The sequence below is a fragment of the Microbacterium sp. genome, assembly GCF_047972865.1.
GTDB lineage: Bacteria > Actinomycetota > Actinomycetes > Actinomycetales > Microbacteriaceae > Microbacterium.
This window is the reverse complement of sequence record NZ_JBKEAY010000072.1, coordinates 37,687-58,643: the sequence shown is the minus strand read 5'-3', so window position 1 is coordinate 58,643 and position 20,957 is coordinate 37,687. Positions and strand designations below refer to the sequence as shown.

Sequence of the window (20,957 nt, the reverse complement as noted above, 5' to 3'; positions counted from 1 at the left end):
ATGAGTCGCGCAGGACACCCCGCTGAAGAATCCGACCTCGTCGACGTCGACGAGCTCATCGCCGCGTACTACGACCTGAAGCCGGATCCGAACGTCCCCGCGCAGCGGGTGGCATTCGGCACGAGCGGCCACCGCGGATCGTCGCTGTCGACGAGTTTCAACGAAGACCACATCCTCGCCACGACGCAGGCGATCGCCGACTACCGCGCCGCGCAGGGCATCACCGGCCCGTTGTTCCTGGGCCGCGACACCCACGCGCTCTCACGACCGGCGGAACGTTCGGCGATCGAAGTGCTCGTCGCCAACGGCATCGACGTGCGCGTGGACTCGCGAGACTCGTGGGTGCCGACGCCGGCGCTCAGTCTCGCCATCCTGTCCTACAACCGGGGCCGGGATGCCGGCGACGCCGGCCGCGCCGACGGCATCGTCGTGACCCCGTCGCACAACCCGCCGCGCGACGGCGGCTTCAAATACAACCCGCCCCACGGCGGTCCGGCCGACACCGACGCGACCGGGTGGATCGCCGAGCGTGCGAACCGACTGATCGAGGGCGGGCTGGCCGGTGTACAGCGCACCCGCTTCGCCGACATCGACGTCGACACGCTCGCCGGCTACGACTTCCGTGACGCGTACGTGCGCGACCTCGCACAGATCATCGACATCGACGCCATCCGCCGCGCGGGAGTGCGGATCGGGGCCGACCCGCTCGGCGGCGCCTCGGTCGACTACTGGGCACGCATCGCCGAGCTGCACGACCTGGACCTCACCGTCGTCAACCCCGAGGTCGACCCGACGTGGCGATTCATGACGCTGGACTGGGACGAGAAGATCCGCATGGACCCGTCGTCGCCGTCGGCGATGGCCGCCCTGGTGGCTCGTCGCGACGAATACGACATCCTCACCGGAAACGACGCCGACGCCGACCGGCACGGCATCGTCACCCCCGACGCGGGGCTGATGAACCCCAACCACTACCTCGCGGTAGCGATCGACTACCTGTACGCGCACCGTCCCGGGTGGCCCGTCGACGCCGCCGTCGGCAAGACGCTCGTGTCGTCGATGATCATCGACCGGGTCACGGCGGCGCTGGGCCGCACCCTGCTCGAAGTGCCGGTCGGGTTCAAGTGGTTCGTGCCGGGCCTGCTCGACGGGTCGGTCGCCTTCGGCGGCGAGGAGTCCGCGGGAGCGTCGTTCCTGCGCACCGACGGCACCGTCTGGACCACCGACAAGGACGGCATCCTGCTGTGCCTGCTCGCCGCCGAGATCCTCGCGGTCACCGGAAAGACGCCGTCGCAGCGCTACGCGGAGCTGGAGGAGCAGTTCGGCGCCGCGGCCTATCAGCGCGTGGACGCGCCCGCGACACCGGCGCAGAAGGCGGCACTGGCGAGCCTGTCGCCGGAGTCGGTGACGGCGACCGAGCTGGCCGGGGAACCGATCACTGCGAAGCTGTCGCACGCGCCCGGCAACGGCGCGGGCATCGGTGGGCTCAAAGTGCAGACCGAGCACGCCTGGTTCGCCGCGCGCCCCTCCGGGACCGAGGACGTGTACAAACTGTATGCCGAATCGCTCAAGGGAGGCGAACACCTCGCGCAGGTCCAGGCGGAGGCGCGTGCCGTCGTGACGGCAGCGCTGAAGGAGTGACCCGTCACGACGCGCGTTAACCCGTCCAGGGTGAAGTGATCATTCGCTCAGATGGCTCAGGTTTCCACGGTTATGATCGTTTCTCTGGTAACCCGATGCCAACCTCCCCGGAAGAACTGTGCCCGCGTCCTTCACCCGTGCGTTCGTCACTCCCGCGCTCGTCCTCGGCATGCTCGCCGTCGGCCTGGTCGCGGCATCCGCCACCGGCGAGCGCGCCGCCGCGGTCAGCGGCACCGAGCTGCTGGTCGAGTCCGTCGGCACCTTCAGCGATCCGCTCCGTCCGGACCGGGGCGCGACCCCACCGTGCGTCCGCTACGGCACCGGCGACCCGGTGACGTTCGGCACGGCCAGCGTGCCGCTCGCGGAATCGGACCAGGGGACCGACCCGGGCGCCCACAACGAACTCCGCGCAGGCAGCACCATCGCGGGCACCCCTCCGTGCAACCCGAACCCGTCGGATTCGTCCGGCCTGGGGTTCACGGGAGTGTCGTCCTCATTCGGCGCGAACGAGTACTTCGAGCTGGGTCGCTTCTTCCACTACAACCGCACCGTCGGCGCGAGAAGTTCGATGCACTGGGCCGATCTGCACACCTCCCTCACGTTCACCGACCCGTGGGATCCCACGCAGTCCGGCACGCTGCACGCCTCCTACCGCATAGAGGTCCAGGAGTCCGGCGAGAAGTACGGATTCAGCTTCACCCCCGCACCGCCCGCCGGCCTTGCCACCACTCAGTGCGAGTTCTCACCGGTCGATGAATTCGGCAACCCGAAATACAACGAGCACGCCCCGCACGGAGCGACCGATCGGCCGCAGGTCCCGGCCTGGGCCGTCGACCTCAACGTCGGGCCCTACCCGTCCGCCGAAGCCCCCGGCGCCTGGCGCGTCGACTGTGCGGATAGCGTCTACATCTCCCCGATCGGTGACGCCGGCGGCGCACTGCCGACCCTGCAGTGGGGCCAGACCTCCGTATCGGTGCAGATCGCCGGCTGGGCGATGCTCGACGATGATGGACGGTGCGACCCGACGCACGTCATCGATGGTCCGCTGATCTACACCGCCGAGGGGGCGGACAACGAGATGTGCATCCTCGGCACCCTCACCCCGGCCACCGTCGCCGTGGCCGCGTCGGTGGAAGACCTGCCCGACAGCGACTTCACTTTCGGGCTGGTCGAGCAGGACCAGTCGCTCGTCCCTCTCGCCGATGACCCCACAAACGGGCAGTCATTCTCGATCAGCACCACCGGCGGCACCGGGACCCACGACGCGGGCAGGGTCGAGCCGGGCCTATACCGCCTGAGCGAGGTGGACCTCCCCGCCGGGTATGAACTGGCCGATATCGCGTGTGTCGACGGCGACGGGATCTCGGTACTCACCGCCGACGGGTACCTCGACCTCGACTCGGGCGTCTCTGCGTCGTGCACCGTCACGAACCGGGCACTCACGACCGCGCAACTGACGCTCGTGAATGCGGTCGCCGGCGACGCCGACCCCGCCGCGTGGACACTCGCGGCCGACGGCCCGACCACGATCGCGGGCCTCACCGGCAGCGACGCGGTCACCGCTGCAACCGTCACGGCAGGCACGTATGCGCTGAGCGAGGCGAACGGTCCGAACGGGTACGAGCTGACCGAGCTGTCCTGCGCGTACGCCACCGCCAAGCCGGTGCCGTTCACCGCAGACGCGACCATCACCCTCGCCGCGGGCGCCGACGTCACGTGCACCTTCGTCAACACTGCACTGACGCCGACACCCACCCCCACACCGGAACCGACCGTCACCCCCACACCGGAACCGACCGTCAGCCCCACACCGACACCCACCCCCACACCGGAACCTGCGGTGACGCCCCCACCGGAACCTGCCGTCACCCCGACCCCGAGTCCGACGCCGACCGGCGCCGTCGTCCTGCCGACGCCGGAACCGACGGCGACGGCCACCGCGACGCCCGCGCCGACGAGAACCCCGATCCCGGTGCCGACCGCGACATCCGCCGCGAGTCTGCCGGCTACCGGCGGCGACGCCCCCGTGTTCTCGTTGGTTCTCGCCGGCGGACTCGTCGCCGCCGGTCTGCTGCTGATGGCGCTTCGCCGGATCAGGGCGTGAGACGTCGCGCGCCGCGGGCCAGCTGAACACCCGCGGCGCGCAACCAACGCGCGGGCTGCGCCAGCGCCGCTGCCGCGCTGCCGGCGAGCGCGGACAGCGACACGACCTCGGTGAACGCCGACACGTCGGCACCCGCATCCACCCGGCCCGCCACCAGCGCCACCGGGATGCCCGCTGCGGCGGCGAGCGCGGCGACCGCGCCCGCCGCTTTTCCCTGCACGGACGACGCGTCGAACGCTCCTTCCCCGGTCACCACGAGGTCTGCGGCGGCGATCGCGTCGGGCAGCCCGACGAGCGCGGCCACCTCGCCGGCCCCGGACACGAGCTCGGCTCCCCAGGCCCGCAAGGCGAAGCCGGTCCCCCCGGCCGCACCGGCCCCGTGGGCGGCGGGATCGCCGCCCACAACCGCGGCGTAGGCGGCGAGCGCGGCATCCAGCCGCGACACGTCGGCGGGACGCACTCCCTTCTGCGGTCCGAACACCGCGGCCGCGCCTCGCGGACCGATCAGCGGGTTCGTGACGTCGGTGAGCACCCGCACGCCCCCACGCGGCAGCTCGCGAAGCCCCGACAGGTCGACCGACGCCACCTGTTCCAGTCCACGTGCGCCCCGAGACACCGGGCGACCGGAGACGTCGACCAGGCGCGCGCCGAGTGCCGCAAGCATGCCGATGCCCCCGTCCGTGGAGGCGCTGGAACCGATGCCGAGCACCAGCCGGTGGACACCGGCGTCCAGCGCCGCACCGATGGTCTCACCGAACCCGGTGGTGTCCGCATCCCACGGCATACGTGCGTGGCCGAGCAGCTCGATCCCGCTCGTCGAAGCCAGTTCGACGACTCCGGTGCGGCTCGGCAGGAGCACCCAGGAGGCCGCGACCGAACCGGCGTGGGGCCCGGTCACGGTCACCGTCCGTCGCACCGCGCCGTCAAGGGTGGCGAACGCGTCGAGGGTCCCCTCACCGCCGTCCGCCATCGGCCGGACGGCCACAGTGGCGGCGGCGTCGACATCCCGCCACCCCGCGGCGACGGCGTCGACGGCCGCCGCCGCGGGGATCGATTCCTTGAAACTGTCGAGTGCGCTGACGACCCGCATTCATGCCCTCCGCCGCGCCGGCCACCGCCCTGGTGGCGCCCCTCGTAGCCTACGAGGCGACGCCGCGCGCGCTCATGCCTGCGCGCTCACGCCTGCGTGCTCATGCCTGCGTGCTCAGCGAGTGGGCGTCGATCTCGCGCGCGAACCGCCGCCCGGCGGCGTACCTGGCGACCTCGTCGACCGCCGCCGCACCGATGCGTTCGAGCTCGTTGCCGATCGACCCGGCGATGTGCGGGGTGAGGGTGACGTTCGGCAGCTCGTACAGCGGGGAGTCGCTGGGCAGCGGCTGCGGCTCGGTCACGTCCAGGACCGCGCGCAACCGGCCGGACACCAGCTCCCGCTCCAGCGCCTTCTGGTCCAGCAGGGAGCCGCGTGCCGTGTTGATGAGCGTCGCCCCGTCGGGCATCAGCTCCAGCCGCCGGGCGTCGATCATGTGATGCGTGCTGGGGAGCGCCGGCGCATGCAACGACACTATCGACGCCGACGCGCACAACTCGTCGAGCTCCACCTTCCGCGCGCCCAGCGCCCAGGCCTCCGAGGCGGAGATGAACACGTCGTAGATGAGCACGTGATAGTCGTGCGCGCGCAACATCCCGAGCAGCCGCCGCCCCACCCGCGAGGCCCCGACGATCCCGATGACGCGACCGTGGTTGCCCATGTCGGCGGGCAACATGGCGGGGTCCCAGTCCGCGCGCGCCCGGCGGAAAGTCCCTTCCACCTCACGCAACCGCTTGCCCGCGGAGAGGATCGCCGACAGCGCGTACTCGGCAACCGGGAACGCGTTGATCCCCGCCGCGGAGGTCACGGCGATGCCGCGGGCGAACAGGTCCGGTGTGACGATGCCCTTGACCGTTCCGGCGCAGTGCACCACGCCGCGCAGGTACGGGGCGACGTCGAGCACCTCGCGCGTGAGCACGGGCGCACCCCACCCGGTGAGCAGCAGTTCCGCGTCCCGGAAGATGACCGCCTCGTCCCGCGCGAGGGGGTCGGTGAGCGGGCGGGGGCTGAGCAACGTCGCACACTGCCGCAGGCGGGCGAGTTGCTGTGGCGGAAACAGCTGCGGAACGAACTCGGAGAGCATCGCGAACGCGACGGCAGGGCGGCGGGTCATCGGCGTATCCCTAGGGTCAATCCGCCCTGGATCTGGTGGTGAAACGCGAGGTAGAACGCCAAGATCGGCAGCATGGCGAGCACGAGCCCGGCGAACAGGGCGCTGAAGTCGGCGGCGTACCCCTGCGACACCGCGAGCGAGGCCAGCCCCTGCGAGATGACGAACTTCTCCGGGTCGGGATTGAGGACCAGCGGCAGCAGGTAGTTGTTCCACAGCCCGAGGAAGTTGAAGATCATGACGCTCGTCACCCCCGGGCGGGCCATCGGCAGCATGACCCGCCAATACGTCTGGAAGTGGCTGCAGCCGTCCAGGCGCGCAGCCTCCGCGACGGTGTGCGGCAGCACCCGGAAGAACCCCACCAGGAAGAACACCGTGAACGGGAGGTCGTGGGCGGCGAGCACCAGGATCAGCCCGATGCGGGTTCCCAGCAGACCCAGCTGATCGACGACGTCGAACAGCGGCACCAGGGCGAGGAAGATCGGGAACATCAACCCCACCAGGAACAGCAGGAAGATCGCCCGGTTCAACCGGAACTCGAACCGTCCCAGCGCGTAGGCGGCCATCGTGCCCAGCAGCATCGTCAGCGCCAGCGCACCGCCGACGACCACGACGGTGTTGACGAAGAAAGTGCCCAGGTGCGCCTCGTTCCACGCCCGCGCGTAATTGTCCCAGTGCAGCTGGTCGGGCAGCGACCACGGCGAGGTGAAGATCTCGGCATCGCTCTTGAGCGAGCTCACCATCGCCCACAGGACCGGGACCAGCGCGATGACCGCCCAGAGCGCCAGGAAGATCTGGGCGACCGTCTGCCCGAGCGACTCGGACAGCGCGCGCAGGGGACGCCATCGCCGCAAGCGCGCACGCGGCGATGGCGCGGCCAGGGCGGAGGCCGCTGCGCACGGGGCAAGCGTCATCCGACCTCCTCGTATTCGATCCGCTCGCGCCGGCCGAGACGGAACGCGAGGAACGCGAACGCCAGCGTGATCACGGCGAGGGCGACGCCGATCGTCGCGCCGTACCCGAATCGCCCTTCCGCGAACGCCACCCGCTGCATGTAGGTGGCGGTCACGTCCGTCGACCCGTCCGGGCCGCCGTTGGGCGTGAGCAGGGCGACCGTGGCGAACACGTCGAGCGCGAAGATCCCGACGTAGACCCAGGCGACCTGCAGCGACTCGCGCATCATCGGCAGGGTGACGCTGAACGAGAGCCGGAACCTGCCCGCGCCGTCCAACTGCCCCGCCTCGAGGTAGTCCCGAGGGATGCCCGAGATCGCCGCCGAGAAGAAGACATAGAAAAAGCCCATCGTGCCCCACACCAGAACCGAGAAGATCGCCCAGCGCGCCGTGTCCGGGTCACCGAGCCACGTCCGAACCCATCCCTCCAGCCCCATCGCCTCCAGCACCGCGTTGAGCAGACCGATGCGCGGATTGAAGATGAACTGCCACAGGATCAAGCTCATGATCAGCGGCAGGATGTTCGGCAAGAAGAACACCACCGAGTAGAACCTCGAACCGGCGACGGGCCCGATGCGTCCGCGGCGCCCCCCGGCGATGTGGGTGACCACCGCGAAGAACAGCGCGATGCCGAGCGTCACCGGCGGGAGGACGACGAAGTAGACGAGGTTGTGCACCAGCGCGGCCCAGAACCGCTCGTCCCCGACGAGTTCGACGTAGTTGTCGAACCCGATGAACGCACTTTCGTGCGAGTAGCCGCTCCAGTCCGTGAACGACACCACCACGCCCCTCGCGGCGGGGTAGAGCACGAACGTCCCGTACAGCAGCAGCGGCAGCGCCAGAAACGCGACGAGGAAGCGGGTGCGACCGCGTGCCATGGCGATCACTCCCGCGTGTACTTGACGATGTCCTTGTCGGCGCGCACTTCGTCGGCGACCCTCTGCAGCTGCTCGCTCACCGTCTGCGCATCGGCACGCCCGGTGAGCACGTCCGCAAGTGCCTCGAACCACGCCGTGCGCAGATCGGGGTACCAGGCCCGGAAGTGAACCTGCAGATCGGTCTCGGTGGCGGCGTCGATCAGCCCGATCGCCGACGCCAGCCCCGGCGGCATGTGGGCGTCGTCGAGCGCTCCCTTCACCACCGTGGGCGCACCGGTCAGCTGGGAGAAATCGTGCGCGGCCCGTCGCGACAGCATCGACCGGAGAAACTCCAGTCCGCCGCGCGGGTTCTTCGCCTCGGCCGGGACGATGAACAACTCGCGCGGGGTCACTTCGACGGCACTGGCGTCGAGCACGGCATCCGGGCTGAGCAAGGGGTACGGCGCGACCCCCATCTCGAACCCCTCCGGGGTGACCTTCTTCATCTCGTTCTCCAGCCACGAGCCGCACGGGTAGAACAGCGCCTCGCCGAGGACGAACGACGTCTGTGCCTCGGTATGGGTCAGCGCCTCCGAGCCATACAGCACCATCCCGCGCTCGTGGAGTTCGGCGAGCGCATCGAAGGCCGCCACGACGGCGGGGTCGCTCCAGGCCCCCGGCTCGAGGTTGTCGAGGTCGCGCAGCACGTCGATGCCGCCTTCCTTGCCGGCCAGTCCCACCCACATGTCACCGGCGTACCCGATGGCCTGCCCGGGGTAGGCGATCAGGGCGATGCCGCGGTCGGCGGCCTTCTCGCCCAGGGCGAGGAACTCTGCCCATGTTCGCGGCACCTCCCAGCCCTTCTCGTCGAATAGTGCCTGCGAGTACCAGAGACCGAACACGGTGTTGACGTAGGGCAGCGCGACGAACCGGTCGCCGAAGGTCCCCGTCTCGACGGCACCCGCGGTGAGGGTGTCCTGGATCTTCGTGCCGGGATCATCGAGCGACGCGGCCGACAGCAACTCGCCGAGGTCGTAGAGCTGCCCGCTGCCGACGAGGGTGGTGAGCTCGATCGCGGCGCCGGAGTTGTCGATCACGTCGGGCGGGTCGCCGGCGACGAAGCGCGGCTGCAACTGGGTGGCGATCTCCTGCACCGCATGCACGGCGACGCGGGATCCGGGCAGGGTGGAACGGTACACGTCGATGAAGCTGTCCGCGTACGTGGCGCCGTAGCCGCCCTCGAACAAGAACACCTCCAATGGTGCGTCGGCCGGGGCGTCGAAGGCGCCCGCGACCGGATGGCCGGCCGTCGGCTCTGACGGCGCAGCGGCGCTGCACGCACTGACGGCGATGACCATTGCGGCGGCGATACCGGTCAGCAACGAGTGCCGACGGGAACACAGCAAGGCGCTCACGCGAACTCCTTGAGTCGAACCGCCTCCCGGGGGGTGGAGACACTTCGACGGTACGACCAAATGATCGAACAGTCAATGAGTCCGGGCGAACCCTCAGCGCACCGTCGGGCCGACCGAACCCCGCGTGAGCAGCTGCGGCGGCAACGTCACGTGCGCCGGCGCCGCACGCGCGCCGGTGCGGATGCGCTCCAGGCAGATCGACATGGTGACTGAGCCCACCGAGTCCTTCGGCGGCGAGATGGCATCCAGCGGTGGATCCGCCATGCCCGCGAACTCGTCGTCGTACGCGACGATCGACAGCGAGCCGGGGATGTCCACCCCACGGTCGCGTGCCTGCTCCGCGAAGGAGATCGCCTCGACGTCGGGGTGGATCAGCACCGCGGTCGCACCCATCTCCAGGCACTGCGTCAAAGCCGCTTCGGCGCGTTCCTCGACGGGATCGTATTGCGCGGTTGCGTCGTTGACCGCGACCGAGATGATGCCCGATCGCGTCTGGTCGAACTGGTCCGCGAACTCGTCGAACGATGCCTCCAGCCACCGCGAGGTGGCCGTTGCCGGCCGAGTGATCAATGCGACGGACTCGTGACCGGCGGCGAGCAGGTGCCGGAACGCGAGTCGGGCGCCGAGACCGTGGTCGGAGCGGACGCAGTCGAGCATGTGGTGGGCGTCATCGACGGGACGCTCCATCACGACCGCCGGAATATCCAGGCCCGCCAGCAGATCATAGGTGGTCGGGTCGGTGGTCGGCGTCGCCACCGGGGTGACGATGAGAGCTCGGGCACCCACCTCGACCAGACTCCGAATCTGGGCGCGTTCGCGCTCACCGTCGTAGTCCGACACCGCAAGGACCAGCCTCACGCCGGCGGCGCGCGCCGCGAGCCGGGCGCCGTCGAGGACGCGAGCGAAGTAGTACCCCGGGGTCGGTACGACAACGCCGATCACCGGCTGGTTGCGGTGAGGCAAGTGCGGGTGCGGTGGCTCGGCTCCGAGCGGCGCCACCGGCGGCGCCTCCGCAGCCACCGCCCCGCCGTGCACCCGCCGAGCGTGGCCCTGGTCGGCCAGGTCGGCGAGATCGCGCCGGATGCTGACCGGTGACGCCTCAAGGCGTTCGGCCAGATCGGCGACCGTGACAGATCCCTCTTCGCGCAGAAGTCGCATGATGACTTCGCGCCGCTCCCGCGAACGCATGATTCCTCCTCGACCCGTTCAGTGACAGCAGCCGGGGGAGGTGCGCAGTCATCCGAACATGAGTTAACGGTAGCCCCGAGGGGATCGGCCGATCGGTCACTTGATCACTTTTCGCACACTTTCGCTCATTCCGACTGTTCGTTCGTCCTCCCGGCGAACCGTGCACCCGACCAGACGGGCGCTAGGTTGAACGTGCACGACCCACCAACACGAGGAGACCGATGAACTGGCTGGTCACCGGCGGCGCCGGCTACATCGGAGCGCACATCGTCCGGGCGCTCCGGGACGACGGCATCACCCCTGTGGTCTTCGACGACCTCTCCAGCGGCCACGCAGACTTCGTCCCCCCGGGTGTCGCATTCGTGCGGGGGTCCATCCTCGATCGGCACCTGGTCAGCGCGACGCTGCGCGACCACCGGGCAGCCGGAGTCATTCACGTGGCGGGCTTCAAGTACGCCGGCGTGTCCGTGCACCGGCCCCTGCACACGTACGCCCAGAACGTCGAGGGCACTCGCACGGTGCTGCAGGCGATGGCGGATTCGGACGTGAGCAACCTGGTGTTCTCGTCCAGCGCCGCCGTGTACGGCACCCCCGAGACCGCACCGGTCACCGAGGAGACCCCGACGCTGCCGACCTCGCCTTACGGCGAGTCGAAGCTGATCGGCGAGTGGCTGATCCGCGATCAGGCGGTGGCGACGGCGGCATCCGCGGCGCCGCTGCGGCACACTTCGCTGCGCTACTTCAACGTGGTGGGCTCAGCCGACCCCACCGTCTACGACACCAGTCCGCACAACCTGTTCCCGATTGTGTTCGAGCAGTTGCTGAATGGACAGACCCCGCGCATCAACGGCGATGACTATGACACTGCCGACGGTACCAACGTGCGCGACTACGTCCACGTCCGCGACATCGCCGCCGCGCACGTCGTCGCCGCGCGCCGACTCGCCGCCGGTGGGCCGATCGCGCCCGCCTACAATCTGGGGTCGCAAAACGGCTTGTCGGTGCGGGAGATCATGGACACCGTCGCCCGTGTGACCGGCATCGCGTTCACGGCCGAAGTCGGCCTCCGCCGCGCGGGCGATCCTGACCGGATCGTGGCCACCGGGGACCTCGCCGCCCGCGACCTCGAATGGCGCAACCGCCACACCGTGGACGAGATGGTCCGTACCGGCTGGGAGGCCCGCCGCGCTGCTGACGCGCACGGCTGACGCGCTCGCGTTCAGGCCCGCGTCGCGTGCGGGATGCGGGCGAGCATGACCGCGACGGCATCGGAGCTGTGGTCGACCAGGATGCTGGGCCTGCCCAGCGCCGAGGCCACCGCGCCCGTGGTGCCGCTGCCGGCGAACAGGTCGACCACGAGATCCCCCGGGCGGGACGATGCCTGCACGATACGGCGCACGATCCCCTCGGGCTTCTGGGTCGGGTACCCGGTCTTCTCCCGCCCCGAGGTCGGCACGATCGTGTGCCACCACACATCGGTGGGCAGTTTGCCGCGCGCCGCCTTCTCCGGTGTCACCAACCCCGGCGCCATGTACGGCTCGCGGTCGACGGCCGCGCTGTCGAACCAGTACCGGGCCGGGTCCTTGACGTACACCAGGATCGTGTCGTGCTTGGTCGGCCATCGCCGACGCGACTTCGCCCCGTAGTCGTACGCCCAGATGAGTTCGTTCAGGAAGCTGTCACGCCCGAACACAGCATCCAGCATGACCTTGGCGTAGTGCGCCTCGCGGTAGTCGAGGTGCAGGTACAGCGTGCCGTCGTCGGCCAAAAGGCGCCACGCCTCCCGCAGCCGCGGCTCCAGGAACGCCCAGTAGTCGTCGAAACGATCGTCGTACGTGCGAAGCATCCCACGCGTGCGGGCATAGGCGACCCCGCGGAAACCGCTCTTGACGGTCCGCTCACCCGGGTCGACGTGCGGGTCGGTGATCTCGGCGTTGACCGCCGCTTCCACCGCGTGTCCGCGTGCGCGCCCCGTGTTGAACGGTGGGTCGAGGTAGACGAGCGTCGCGCAGCCGTCCGGCAGCGTGCGGGCGACGTCGAGGTTCTCGCCGTGCCGGATCTGCACCGCTGCCGGCACCGCTGCGTCGGAGTGATCAGCTGCCGTCGGTGCCGTCACGGAACCCGGTGCAGCCACGCGTCGGTCGCGAACTTCGACTGAACGAGACGCTCGGCTTCGCTATATTCCTCCGTGGTGATATTCCCCGGCGTCCCTCCGTGGAGCGCCGTGAAGGTCTCGATGAACCGCGCGATGATCTGCTCCCGCGGCAAACCGGTCTGGCTTCGCAGCGGGTCGACGCGCTTGGCCGCCGAGGCGGTGCCCTTGTCGCTGAGCTTCTCCCGCCCGATCCGCAGCACCTCCGTCATCACCTGGCCGTCCATGTCGTACGCCAGGGTGGCATGGTGCAGCACACCTCCGTTGGCGAGTCGCTTCTGCGCTGCCCCGCCGATCTTGCCGTGCGGCGACGCGATGTCGTTGAGCGGCTGGTATACGGCCTCGATGCCCAGGGAACGCAGGGCCTGCAGCACCCAGTCGTCCAGAAAGGCATACGAGTCGGCGAAGCTCATCCCGGCCACGAGGGATGCCGGCACGTACAGCGAATAGGTGATGATCGCGTCGGCGGCCATGAGCATCGCACCGCCGCCGGAGATCCGCCGCACGACGTCGAAGCCGTGCCGGGTCGCACCGTCGGGGTCGACCTCGTTGCGGTACGACTGGAACGATCCGATGACGACCGCCGAGGTGTCCCACTCCCAGATCCGCAGCGTCGGCTCGCGCACGCCACCGCCGACCCGGGTGGTGAGCACTTCATCCAGGGCCAGGTTCAGGTGCGGCGACACGGCCTTCTCATGGACGATCTGCCACGAGAAGTCCCGCCAGTCGGGGGCGGTCACCAGCGCCCGCCGCACGGCCGTCCCCACCGCTTCCGGCGAGAAGCCGAGCAATTGCGCGTGTGCGGGAAGCGCCGCCCTGACCGCGTCGGCGATCGTCGCCACGTCGGCGGTCACCGGCATCCCCGACACGGCGGCGTCGATGGCATCCAGCGCATCGTCGGGTTCGAGGAAGAAGTCGCCCGACAGTCGGGCGTTCGCGATGACGCCGCCGCGGACCTCCAGGTCGACGACCACGAGCTTGCCGCCCGGAACCTTGTACTCGCCGTGCATCCTTCCACCCTACGGCCGACGCCGCGGCCCCGCACCGGGCGCGTGCCGTCCGCCGACCCGCCGTCAGCCGCGAGCGGGCACGCGGGTTTCGAGCCAGGCGAGCAGGTCGGCGCGGACCTCGGCCTGGACCGTCTCCTGGAAGATTTCGTGACGGGCCCCCGGGTAGACGAGCGTCGTGACGTCGGACAGGGCCGAGCGGGACCGGTACGCCGCGGCGAGACGGTGCACGCTGCGGGGGCCGCCGACGGTGTCGTCGCCGCCCACCATCAGCAGCACCGGAACGTCGCGCCCGAGGGCGCGGCGGGGCTTGCCCAGCAGTCGCAGCGTGTCGACCACGCCGAACAGTCTCAGGATGGGGGTCGTCGTCGCCAGCGGGTCGTCGAGGAACGCACGCCCCACCGACAGATCGCTCGACAACCACTCCGTACCCATGGCATCGGCGCCCGCCCAGGGCGCGTTGAGGTCGCCGGCGTTGAGCGCGCCGGGCCAGCGCAGCGCCGACCCCGAGAGGATGACCGCGTCGTACGCGTCGGCGTGGTCATTGAGGAGCATCTGCGCCAGGAACGACCCCCACGAGTGCCCCAGCAGCACCAGCGGGAGGTCGGGATGCTCGTCACGGATCAGGCGTGTGAACTGCCAGCAGGCCGCGAGCGTCGCCGGCATCCCGCCGGGACCGAGCCGCCCGAGGCGTGCGGCGTCGCCGTGCTGCCCCATGCCTGTGCGACCGTGGCCCCGGTGGTCGTCGGCGTAGACGTGAAAGCCGGCCGCTGTCAGCGCCGCCGCCACGACCCCGTAGCGACCGGCGTGCTCCCCGACGCCGTGGAGGATCTGGACGACCCCGCGGGCGGGTCCGGCGGCGGGGTACACGTCGTAGAAGATCTCGATGCCACGCGTGTCGAGGTAGGAGTGCGCCGTGGGGCCGTGGGGGGACGAAGCCATGGGCCGAGTCTACGGCGTCGGCATGACGTCTCTTTAGCCAGACTAATGAGCTAGGCTAAGCAATCGCATGAACACCGCACCATCCGCTCTCGAAACCCACGCCGCCGCTGATCTTCGGATGGCGACGTTCCGGCTCGCCCGCCGGCTCCGCTCCGAACGGGCCGTCGACTCCATGAGCGACGGCCAGTTCGCCGTCCTCGCCGCGCTCACCGTGCACGGTCCGCACACCCTGGGTGAGCTGGCCGACCGCGAACGCGTCTCGGCGCCGTCGATGAACCGCACCGTGAACTGTCTCGAAGAGTCCGGATATCTGACCCGCACGCCCGATCACGCGGACCGCCGCAAGGTGATCATCGCGCTGACGCCGGGCGGGCGCGACGTCGTCGACGAGACGGTGCGCCGCCGCGACTCCTGGCTGGAGTCGGCGCTCGACGAGCTGACCGAAGCGCAGCGGACGACGCTCTCGGCGGCCGCCGCGATGATGACCGCGATGGCCGCCCGGTGAGCGGCACCGCACGCCCGGGCTCGGCCGGCAGGACGCCGGCGATGTTCCGCTCGTTCTCGATGTTCAACTACCGGGTGTGGTTCATCGGCGCGCTCGTGTCCAATACCGGCACCTGGATGCAGGCGACCGCACTCAGCTGGGTCGTCCTCACCGAATTGACCAACAACGACGCGGCCGCGATGGGCATCACGATGGGTCTGCAGTTCGGCCCGCCGCTCGTACTCGTGAGCATCACCGGGTGGGTCGCCGACCGGTTCGACCGGCGCCTGCTCCTCATCGCGACGCAGACCACGCAGCTGCTCCTGGGGGTGGTGATCGGCCTCCTCCTGCTGTGGGGGGTCATGACGCTGCCGATGATCTATGCCTTTGCACTCGCTCTGGGGGTGGCCACCGCGTTCGACGCGCCCGCCCGGCAGGCGTTCGTCTCCGACCTCGTGACCCGCGAATACGCCTCCAACGCCGTTGCGCTGAACTCGGCATCCTTCAACGCGGCGCGGTTGATCGGACCGGCAGTCGCGGGCCTGGTGATCGTCGCGTTCGGCACCGGATGGGTGTTCCTGATCAACGCACTCACCTTCGTCGTGATGATCGTCGCGCTGATCCTGATCCACACCGATGAGCTCATTCCGCGCGTCAAAGCGCCCGGTGCCGCGCGCCTGGCCGACGGGTTCCGCTACGTCGCGAGCCGCCCCGACTTGGCAGTGACGTTCGTGATGGTCTTCCTCCTGGGTGCGTTCGCAATGAACTTCCCGATCTTCGCCTCGACAATGGCGCTCGAGTTCGGGCAGGATGCCGACGGCTACGGTCTGCTGAGCTCGATCCTCGCGATCGGGTCACTGGCGGGTGCCCTGCTGGCGGCGCGGCGAGACCGGGCGCGCATCCGCATGGTGATCATGGGGTCGGGGCTGTTCGGCGTGACCGCCCTCGTGTCGGCCGCCATGCCCACGTACTGGTTCTATGCCGCCACGCTCATGGTCACCGGATTCGCGGTCGTGACGACTCTGACCACGGCGAACGGGTACGTGCAGACCACGACCGACGCCGCGCTGCGGGGGCGGGTACTCGCGCTGTATATGGCGATCCTGATGGGCGGCACCCCCGTGGGCGCTCCCATCGTCGGCTGGGTGGCGGCGGAGTTCGGTCCGCGCACCGCGATCCTGCTCGGGGCCGGCGCCGCATTGCTGGCGTGCGGTATCGGCATGGTCTGGCTGCTGGCGTCCGGTCGCCTGCACCGCGACCGGGAGTACCGGTTCCGGCTCGCGCTCGACGAGACCCGGCCCATCCCGGTCGTCGCGCCCGAGGAGTTCAGCGATCAGATCGCCCAGACCACTCCGATCCGGGTGTCCGACGACCCGACGGCACCCGCCCGTCCGGCGCGGTGACGGCCGCAATCGCGCACGACCGCGTCGACGTCGGAATTTCCTGCTAGCGTCGCCGGTACCCGGTTCTCGTCGTAACACAGCGCACCCGGGAACCCCCGCATATCCCACCTCTGGAGAGGAACCCCCATGTCCGGCCGCCCCTGGATGAACGCCGAGTTGCCCGTCGCCGAGCGCGTCGAGCTGTTGCTGGCCGAGATGACCCTCGAAGAGAAGGTCGGGCTGTTCTTCCATTCGATGATCTCGACGGGCGAGAACGGTCAGCTGTCAGCGGGCAATGCAGAGTTCGGTCTACCGTCGACAGCCGAGTACGTCGAAGCCAAGCACCTCACTCACTTCAACCTGCTGGGCCGCGTCAACTCAGCCGGCGAGATTGCACGCTGGCACAACCGGCTGCAGGAATTGGCGGCATCCACTCGGCTGGGCATTCCCGTGACGGTCTCCACCGACCCGCGGCACTCGTTCAAAGAGAACCCGGGTGCGGCGTTCGCGGCCGGCCCGTTCTCGCAGTGGCCCGAACCGCTGGGTATGGCCGCGACGCGCGACGCCGACCTGGTGCAGCGCTTCGGTGACATCGCCCGGCAGGAATACCTGGCGGTCGGGCTACGGGTCGCCCTGCACCCGCAGATCGACCTCGCGACGGAACCGCGATGGGCGCGGGCGCTGCAGACGTTCGGGGAGGATGCGGACCTGACCGGTCGACTCGGCGCCGCATACATCCGTGGGTTCCAGGGCGACGCGCTCGGCGCGGCCTCGGTGGCGACGATGACCAAGCACTTCCCCGGCGGCGGCCCGCAGCAAGACGGTGAGGACCCGCACTTCGCGTACGGCCGCGAGCAGGTCTACCCCGGCGGCGCGTTCGAGGAACACCTGCGCCCGTTCATCGCCGCGTTCGCAGCGGGGACCAGCCAGATCATGCCGTACTACGGCATGCCGATCGGTACCGAGTATGAAGAGGTGGGGTTCGGTTTCAACAGATCCGTCATCACGGGTCTGCTGCGCGAACGCTTCGGGTTCGACGGTGTCGTCTGCACCGACTGGGGCCTGATCTCCGATTCCAACATCCTCGGAGACCATCACCCGGCGCGCGCCTGGGGCGCCGAGCACCTGAGCCGCCACGAACGTGTGCAGAAGGTGCTGGACGCCGGGGTGGACCAGTTCGGCGGGGAGCACTGCACCGACGTGCTGCTGGACCTGGTGCGCGCGGGCGCCGTGACCGAGGAGCGCCTGGACGTCTCGGCGCGACGGTTGCTGCGCGAGAAGTTCGTGCTCGGTCTGTTCGACCAGCCGTTCGTGGATGCCGACGCCGCCGACGACATCGTCGGCTCCGCCGCGTTCCGAGCCGCCGGCGACGCCGCCCAGCGTGCCTCGATCACCGTGCTGTCGGCGGGTCCTGCACTGCCCGTCGCCGCTGGTTCGCGGCTGTACGTCGAAGGAATCCCCGCCGAGATCGCCGCGCGGTACGGCACCGTGGTCGACTCCCCCGCCGACGCCGACATCGCCATCGTGCGCCTGCAGGCACCGTTCGAACAGCGCAGCACGGTGTTCGAGAACTTCTTCCACGCTGGCCCTCTGGACTTCACCGAGGACACCCTGGCGCACGTGCGCGAGGTGGCGGCGGCGGTCCCGACTGTCGTGGACGTGTTCCTGGACCGGCCCGCAATCCTCGAACCGATCGTCGCCGTCGCGGCGGCGGTGACCGCGAACTGGGGGGCATCGGCATCCGCCCTCCTGGACGTGCTCACCGGAACAGTACCCGCGACCGGCAAGCTCCCGTTCGATGTGCCGCGGTCGATGGATGCCGTCATCGCCTCCCGCCCCGACGTCGCCTTCGATACGGCCGATCCGCTCTTCCGCTTCGGGCACGGACTGAGCCTGAACGGCTGAAGCCCGGCGCCCTGTCCCCACGGTGCCGGCGGACTGCCCCATGGCAGTAGCAACGGGTGAGCGACGTGCGCGAGAATCGTCAGCATGGACCAGAACGAGAGCTTGCTCGCGCTGATGTCAGCCGTGGCGCGCGACCCGAAAGCAACCTCCCAGCCGGGGTGGCAGAAGATCGTGCTCGTCGGAGAAGTCGACGCCCAATCAGCGGGAGTGGGCGGGTACTCGTACGATGTCGACGGACGCGCGCAGCCGGTTGCAGCGACCGCACCGGTGGTCGACCTGATGGAGCAGCTGCGCGACGACATGGCCACCGCCAGCCCGACCGGGCGCGCCTGGAAGGCGTGTCTGCTGCGCCTGGGCAGCGACGGGCAGGTCGGTGCCGACTTCGAGTACGACGACGACGATCGCTGGGCGATCACGCCGGCCAACGTAGCGACCCGCATCGCCGAATTCCGCGACCTGCCGGTGTGACAGCGCAAGCCGTCATCCGTGGCGCCGGTGCGCATCCGGACCGTTCACCCGGGCGACGCCGGCAACGGCAAGGCTCGCTCACGCCTCCCCGCCGCACCCGGCCAGCGCCCCGCCGCATAGGCCAGCGCCCGGCCCGCAGCACCACGTCGGCCATCGCCCCCGCATCACGCCGCGGGATCACCGGCCCCGCCGCACGACGCGTCGCGTCGCCCGCACGCTCAGCCACCCCAGCGCAATGCCCAGCATGTCGGCGGTCGCATCCCACGGGTCGGCGGTGCGCTGAGCGACGAGCATCCCCTGCAGCAGTTCCGAGCCGACAGCATGCACGGCAAGCGCAGCACCGAGCACAACCGGGCGCAGCCCCGCGAGCACGCCGGTCGCCATGACCGCGGCAAAACTGACGAGGTGAACGACCTTGTCCGCCCCCGGGAGTGCCGTCGCGCCACCCGGCAACGACGGCATATACAGCGCGTATAGGTTCACGGCACACGCCACCGCGAACGCAACCCACGCGAGCACCCGTGACCATCGCACACGGCGGGCCATCGACCTGTCCATCCCGTGACACTACCCGCCCGACCCGCGCTCGAGCCCGCGAGACCGCAACCGGAGTATCGAAGCCGCTCGCAAAACACGCGGTCTCGCTACCGCCCGTGTAGTCTCGCTGGCCGACGGTCTCGTTGGCCGGCGGGCTGCGACGCGGGCCGAGTCGGAGCGTTAAGACGCCGCGGGACCGGTCGATCCGCGCACGACGAGCTCGGTCCGCAACAGTCCGCCGTCGGGAGCTGGAGTCTGATCGGTGCGGGCCAGGATGCCGCGAACGGCCCGCTCGCCGGCCTCCACCAGCCGGCTGCGCACAGTCGTCAGAGACGGCACGATGAGCTCGCTGCCGAAGATGTCGTCGAATCCGGCGACACTCAGATCGTCGGGCACGCGCATGCCCCGGGCCGACGCCGCCTGCATGAGCCCGATCGCGATCAGATCGTTGAATGCCACAACGGCGGACGGCCGGGCCGCGAGCACCCGCCGCAGCGCGTCGTGCCCACCCTCGATGGTGGGGGCGTTCGGACCGATCTCCACGACCGCGACATCGAGCGATTCGGATGCCTCCAGCAGCCGATCCCACCGTTGTCGGCCGATCCACGATGACTCGGGACCGGAGACGAACGCCAGCGAACGGTGACCCAGTCCGCTCAGATGCGCCATCAGCTCGCCGACACCGCGCTGCACGTCGGGCAGCACCCCGTCGACGCCGGAGACGGCGCGGTTGATCAGCACGACGGGCTTCCGGTCGGCCAACTCGGCGATACGGTCGTCGGCCAGTCGCGTCGTGGCCAGGATCAAACCGTCCACGCTGGGCAGCAGTCGCTCGATGGCCTCCGCCTCGGTCTGGCCGGACTCCTGCGACTCGGCGATCACCAGCGTGTAGCCGGCGGCGCTGGCAGCATGCTCAGCACCACGGACGATCCCGAACACCACCGGGTTGGTGATGTCGGCAACGACCAGTCCGATCGTGTGGTGGCGGCCGGTGTGCAACGCCCGCGCCACCGGATTGACCCGAAATTTCAGTTCGGCGGCCGCGGCGCGGATCCGCTGCTCGGTCCCGGCGCTGATGCGGCCCGGCTTCGACAGCGCCCGCGACACGGTCGACGGGCTGACACCGGCGAGCTCTGCAATGTCGTAGATCGTCGCTGTCCCCGGCTTCCGCGCACGCGCGGATGCCCTGTCGTCACCGCTGTCCCGGGTCTGTGTCACACCCCCGCACCCCTTTCTCGGCGAGCGCGACGATGTCGTCGACCGAGTCGTCCACATCGACCCGAATCCCTCGTTCGTCGCGCTGCAACGGTTCCAAGATAGCGAACTGTGAGTCCAGCAAGCCGGGCGGCATGAAGTGCTCGGTACGCTCGGCTGCTCGCGCGGACAGCAATCGGGGGGATCCGTCCAGATACACGAACACGGCGTCAGGGCAGGCATCGCGCAACAGGTCACGGTAGCCCCGCTTGAGCGCCGAGCAGGCCACGACCAGGCCCCCGCCGGCCGCGCCGTCCGCGAGGCGTCGGCCGACGGCGGCGAGCCACGGTGCTCGGTCGTCGTCGTCGAGCGGGATACCCGCGGCCATCTTGGCGACGTTGGCGGGCGGGTGGAGGTCGTCGGCATCCGCCCAGTCGATGCCGAAACGGCGAGCCAGCGCGGCGGCGACCGTCGACTTGCCAGCCGCTGACACGCCCATCACGACGATAGCGCGCCCGCGGGGGTGCGGG

19 protein-coding genes are annotated in these 20,957 nt (G+C 69.8%); 7 read left to right on the top strand and 12 right to left on the bottom strand.

Annotation, left to right across the window (positions count from 1 at the left end; translation table 11 throughout):
- Together pgm and ACK5KK_RS04720 are read left to right on the top strand one after the other, a co-directional pair.
- Nucleotides 1-1,641: a phosphoglucomutase (alpha-D-glucose-1,6-bisphosphate-dependent) gene (gene pgm, locus ACK5KK_RS04725; RefSeq protein ID WP_416888938.1), complete on the top strand. Its 1,641-nt coding sequence runs from the start codon at nucleotides 1-3 to the stop codon at nucleotides 1,639-1,641.
- Nucleotides 1,642-1,759: 118 nt separating this feature from the next.
- Nucleotides 1,760-3,745, top strand: a complete 1,986-nt coding sequence (locus tag ACK5KK_RS04720) for a choice-of-anchor K domain-containing protein (RefSeq protein ID WP_416888937.1) — start codon at nucleotides 1,760-1,762, stop codon at nucleotides 3,743-3,745.
- Here ACK5KK_RS04720 and ACK5KK_RS04715 read toward each other — a convergent pair.
- From ACK5KK_RS04715 to ACK5KK_RS04690, 6 genes are all read right to left on the bottom strand, one after another.
- Nucleotides 3,735-4,835, bottom strand: a complete 1,101-nt coding sequence (locus ACK5KK_RS04715) for a glycerate kinase (protein WP_416888936.1) — start codon at nucleotides 4,833-4,835, stop codon at nucleotides 3,735-3,737. The two genes, ACK5KK_RS04720 and ACK5KK_RS04715, sit on opposite strands and share 11 nt — an antisense overlap.
- Nucleotides 4,836-4,935: 100 nt before the next feature.
- Nucleotides 4,936-5,946: a hydroxyacid dehydrogenase gene (locus tag ACK5KK_RS04710; protein ID WP_416888935.1), complete on the bottom strand. Its 1,011-nt coding sequence runs from the start codon at nucleotides 5,944-5,946 to the stop codon at nucleotides 4,936-4,938.
- On the bottom strand, nucleotides 5,943-6,857 hold the full coding sequence (locus tag ACK5KK_RS04705) for a carbohydrate ABC transporter permease (RefSeq protein ID WP_416888934.1): 915 nt from the start codon (nucleotides 6,855-6,857) through the stop codon (nucleotides 5,943-5,945). Before ACK5KK_RS04705 ends, ACK5KK_RS04710 begins: the two co-directional genes overlap by 4 nt.
- A complete protein-coding gene (locus ACK5KK_RS04700; RefSeq protein WP_416888933.1) occupies nucleotides 6,854-7,774 on the bottom strand; it encodes a carbohydrate ABC transporter permease in 921 nt (306 codons plus the stop codon). Before ACK5KK_RS04700 ends, ACK5KK_RS04705 begins: the two co-directional genes overlap by 4 nt.
- Nucleotides 7,775-7,779: 5 nt before the next feature.
- Nucleotides 7,780-9,168: an N-acetylglucosamine/diacetylchitobiose ABC transporter substrate-binding protein gene (gene ngcE, locus ACK5KK_RS04695; RefSeq protein WP_416888932.1), complete on the bottom strand. Its 1,389-nt coding sequence runs from the start codon at nucleotides 9,166-9,168 to the stop codon at nucleotides 7,780-7,782.
- Between the two features lie 93 nt (nucleotides 9,169-9,261).
- The gene (locus ACK5KK_RS04690) at nucleotides 9,262-10,356 is read right to left on the bottom strand and encodes a substrate-binding domain-containing protein (protein ID WP_416888931.1); all 1,095 of its coding nucleotides are present in this window, start codon (nucleotides 10,354-10,356) and stop codon (nucleotides 9,262-9,264) included.
- A 221-nt stretch (nucleotides 10,357-10,577) separates the two neighbouring features.
- On the opposite strand from ACK5KK_RS04690, the gene galE reads away from it, so the two are divergent.
- Complete coding sequence (gene galE, locus ACK5KK_RS04685; RefSeq protein ID WP_416888930.1) at nucleotides 10,578-11,564, top strand: UDP-glucose 4-epimerase GalE; 987 nt, start codon at nucleotides 10,578-10,580, stop codon at nucleotides 11,562-11,564.
- Between the two features lie 11 nt (nucleotides 11,565-11,575).
- On the opposite strand, the gene ACK5KK_RS04680 is transcribed toward galE, so the two are convergent.
- From ACK5KK_RS04680 to ACK5KK_RS04670, 3 genes are all read right to left on the bottom strand, one after another.
- Complete coding sequence (locus ACK5KK_RS04680; RefSeq protein ID WP_416888929.1) at nucleotides 11,576-12,472, bottom strand: DNA-methyltransferase; 897 nt, start codon at nucleotides 12,470-12,472, stop codon at nucleotides 11,576-11,578.
- Nucleotides 12,469-13,518 carry a lipoate--protein ligase family protein gene (locus tag ACK5KK_RS04675; RefSeq protein WP_416888928.1) on the bottom strand — a complete coding sequence of 350 codons (1,050 nt, stop codon included), beginning with the start codon at nucleotides 13,516-13,518 and terminating at the stop codon, nucleotides 12,469-12,471. The genes ACK5KK_RS04680 and ACK5KK_RS04675 overlap by 4 nt, the downstream gene beginning before the upstream one ends.
- 63 nt (nucleotides 13,519-13,581) lie before the next feature.
- A complete protein-coding gene (locus tag ACK5KK_RS04670) occupies nucleotides 13,582-14,457 on the bottom strand; it encodes an alpha/beta fold hydrolase (RefSeq protein ID WP_416888927.1) in 876 nt (291 codons plus the stop codon).
- Nucleotides 14,458-14,524: 67 nt separating this feature from the next.
- Between ACK5KK_RS04670 and ACK5KK_RS04665 the strand changes: the two genes are divergently transcribed.
- From ACK5KK_RS04665 to ACK5KK_RS04650, 4 genes are all read left to right on the top strand, one after another.
- Nucleotides 14,525-14,962: a MarR family winged helix-turn-helix transcriptional regulator gene (locus ACK5KK_RS04665; protein ID WP_416888926.1), complete on the top strand. Its 438-nt coding sequence runs from the start codon at nucleotides 14,525-14,527 to the stop codon at nucleotides 14,960-14,962.
- A 41-nt stretch (nucleotides 14,963-15,003) separates the two neighbouring features.
- On the top strand, nucleotides 15,004-16,344 hold the full coding sequence (locus ACK5KK_RS04660; protein WP_416888944.1) for an MFS transporter: 1,341 nt from the start codon (nucleotides 15,004-15,006) through the stop codon (nucleotides 16,342-16,344).
- 126 nt (nucleotides 16,345-16,470) lie between these two features.
- Complete coding sequence (locus ACK5KK_RS04655) at nucleotides 16,471-18,228, top strand: glycoside hydrolase family 3 protein (RefSeq protein ID WP_416888925.1); 1,758 nt, start codon at nucleotides 16,471-16,473, stop codon at nucleotides 18,226-18,228.
- A gap of 84 nt (nucleotides 18,229-18,312) precedes the next feature.
- Nucleotides 18,313-18,696: a hypothetical protein gene (locus ACK5KK_RS04650; RefSeq protein WP_416888924.1), complete on the top strand. Its 384-nt coding sequence runs from the start codon at nucleotides 18,313-18,315 to the stop codon at nucleotides 18,694-18,696.
- A 177-nt stretch (nucleotides 18,697-18,873) separates the two neighbouring features.
- On the opposite strand, the gene ACK5KK_RS04645 is transcribed toward ACK5KK_RS04650, so the two are convergent.
- The 3 genes from ACK5KK_RS04645 to ACK5KK_RS04635 all read right to left on the bottom strand — a co-directional run bounded on the left by ACK5KK_RS04645 (nucleotide 18,874) and on the right by ACK5KK_RS04635 (nucleotide 20,926).
- On the bottom strand, nucleotides 18,874-19,254 hold the full coding sequence (locus ACK5KK_RS04645) for a VanZ family protein (RefSeq protein WP_416888923.1): 381 nt from the start codon (nucleotides 19,252-19,254) through the stop codon (nucleotides 18,874-18,876).
- A gap of 159 nt (nucleotides 19,255-19,413) precedes the next feature.
- A complete protein-coding gene (locus tag ACK5KK_RS04640) occupies nucleotides 19,414-20,451 on the bottom strand; it encodes a LacI family DNA-binding transcriptional regulator (RefSeq protein ID WP_416888922.1) in 1,038 nt (345 codons plus the stop codon).
- Nucleotides 20,426-20,926, bottom strand: a complete 501-nt coding sequence (locus tag ACK5KK_RS04635) for a gluconokinase (protein ID WP_416888921.1) — start codon at nucleotides 20,924-20,926, stop codon at nucleotides 20,426-20,428. The genes ACK5KK_RS04640 and ACK5KK_RS04635 overlap by 26 nt, the downstream gene beginning before the upstream one ends.
- Nucleotides 20,927-20,957: the final 31 nt, after the last annotated feature.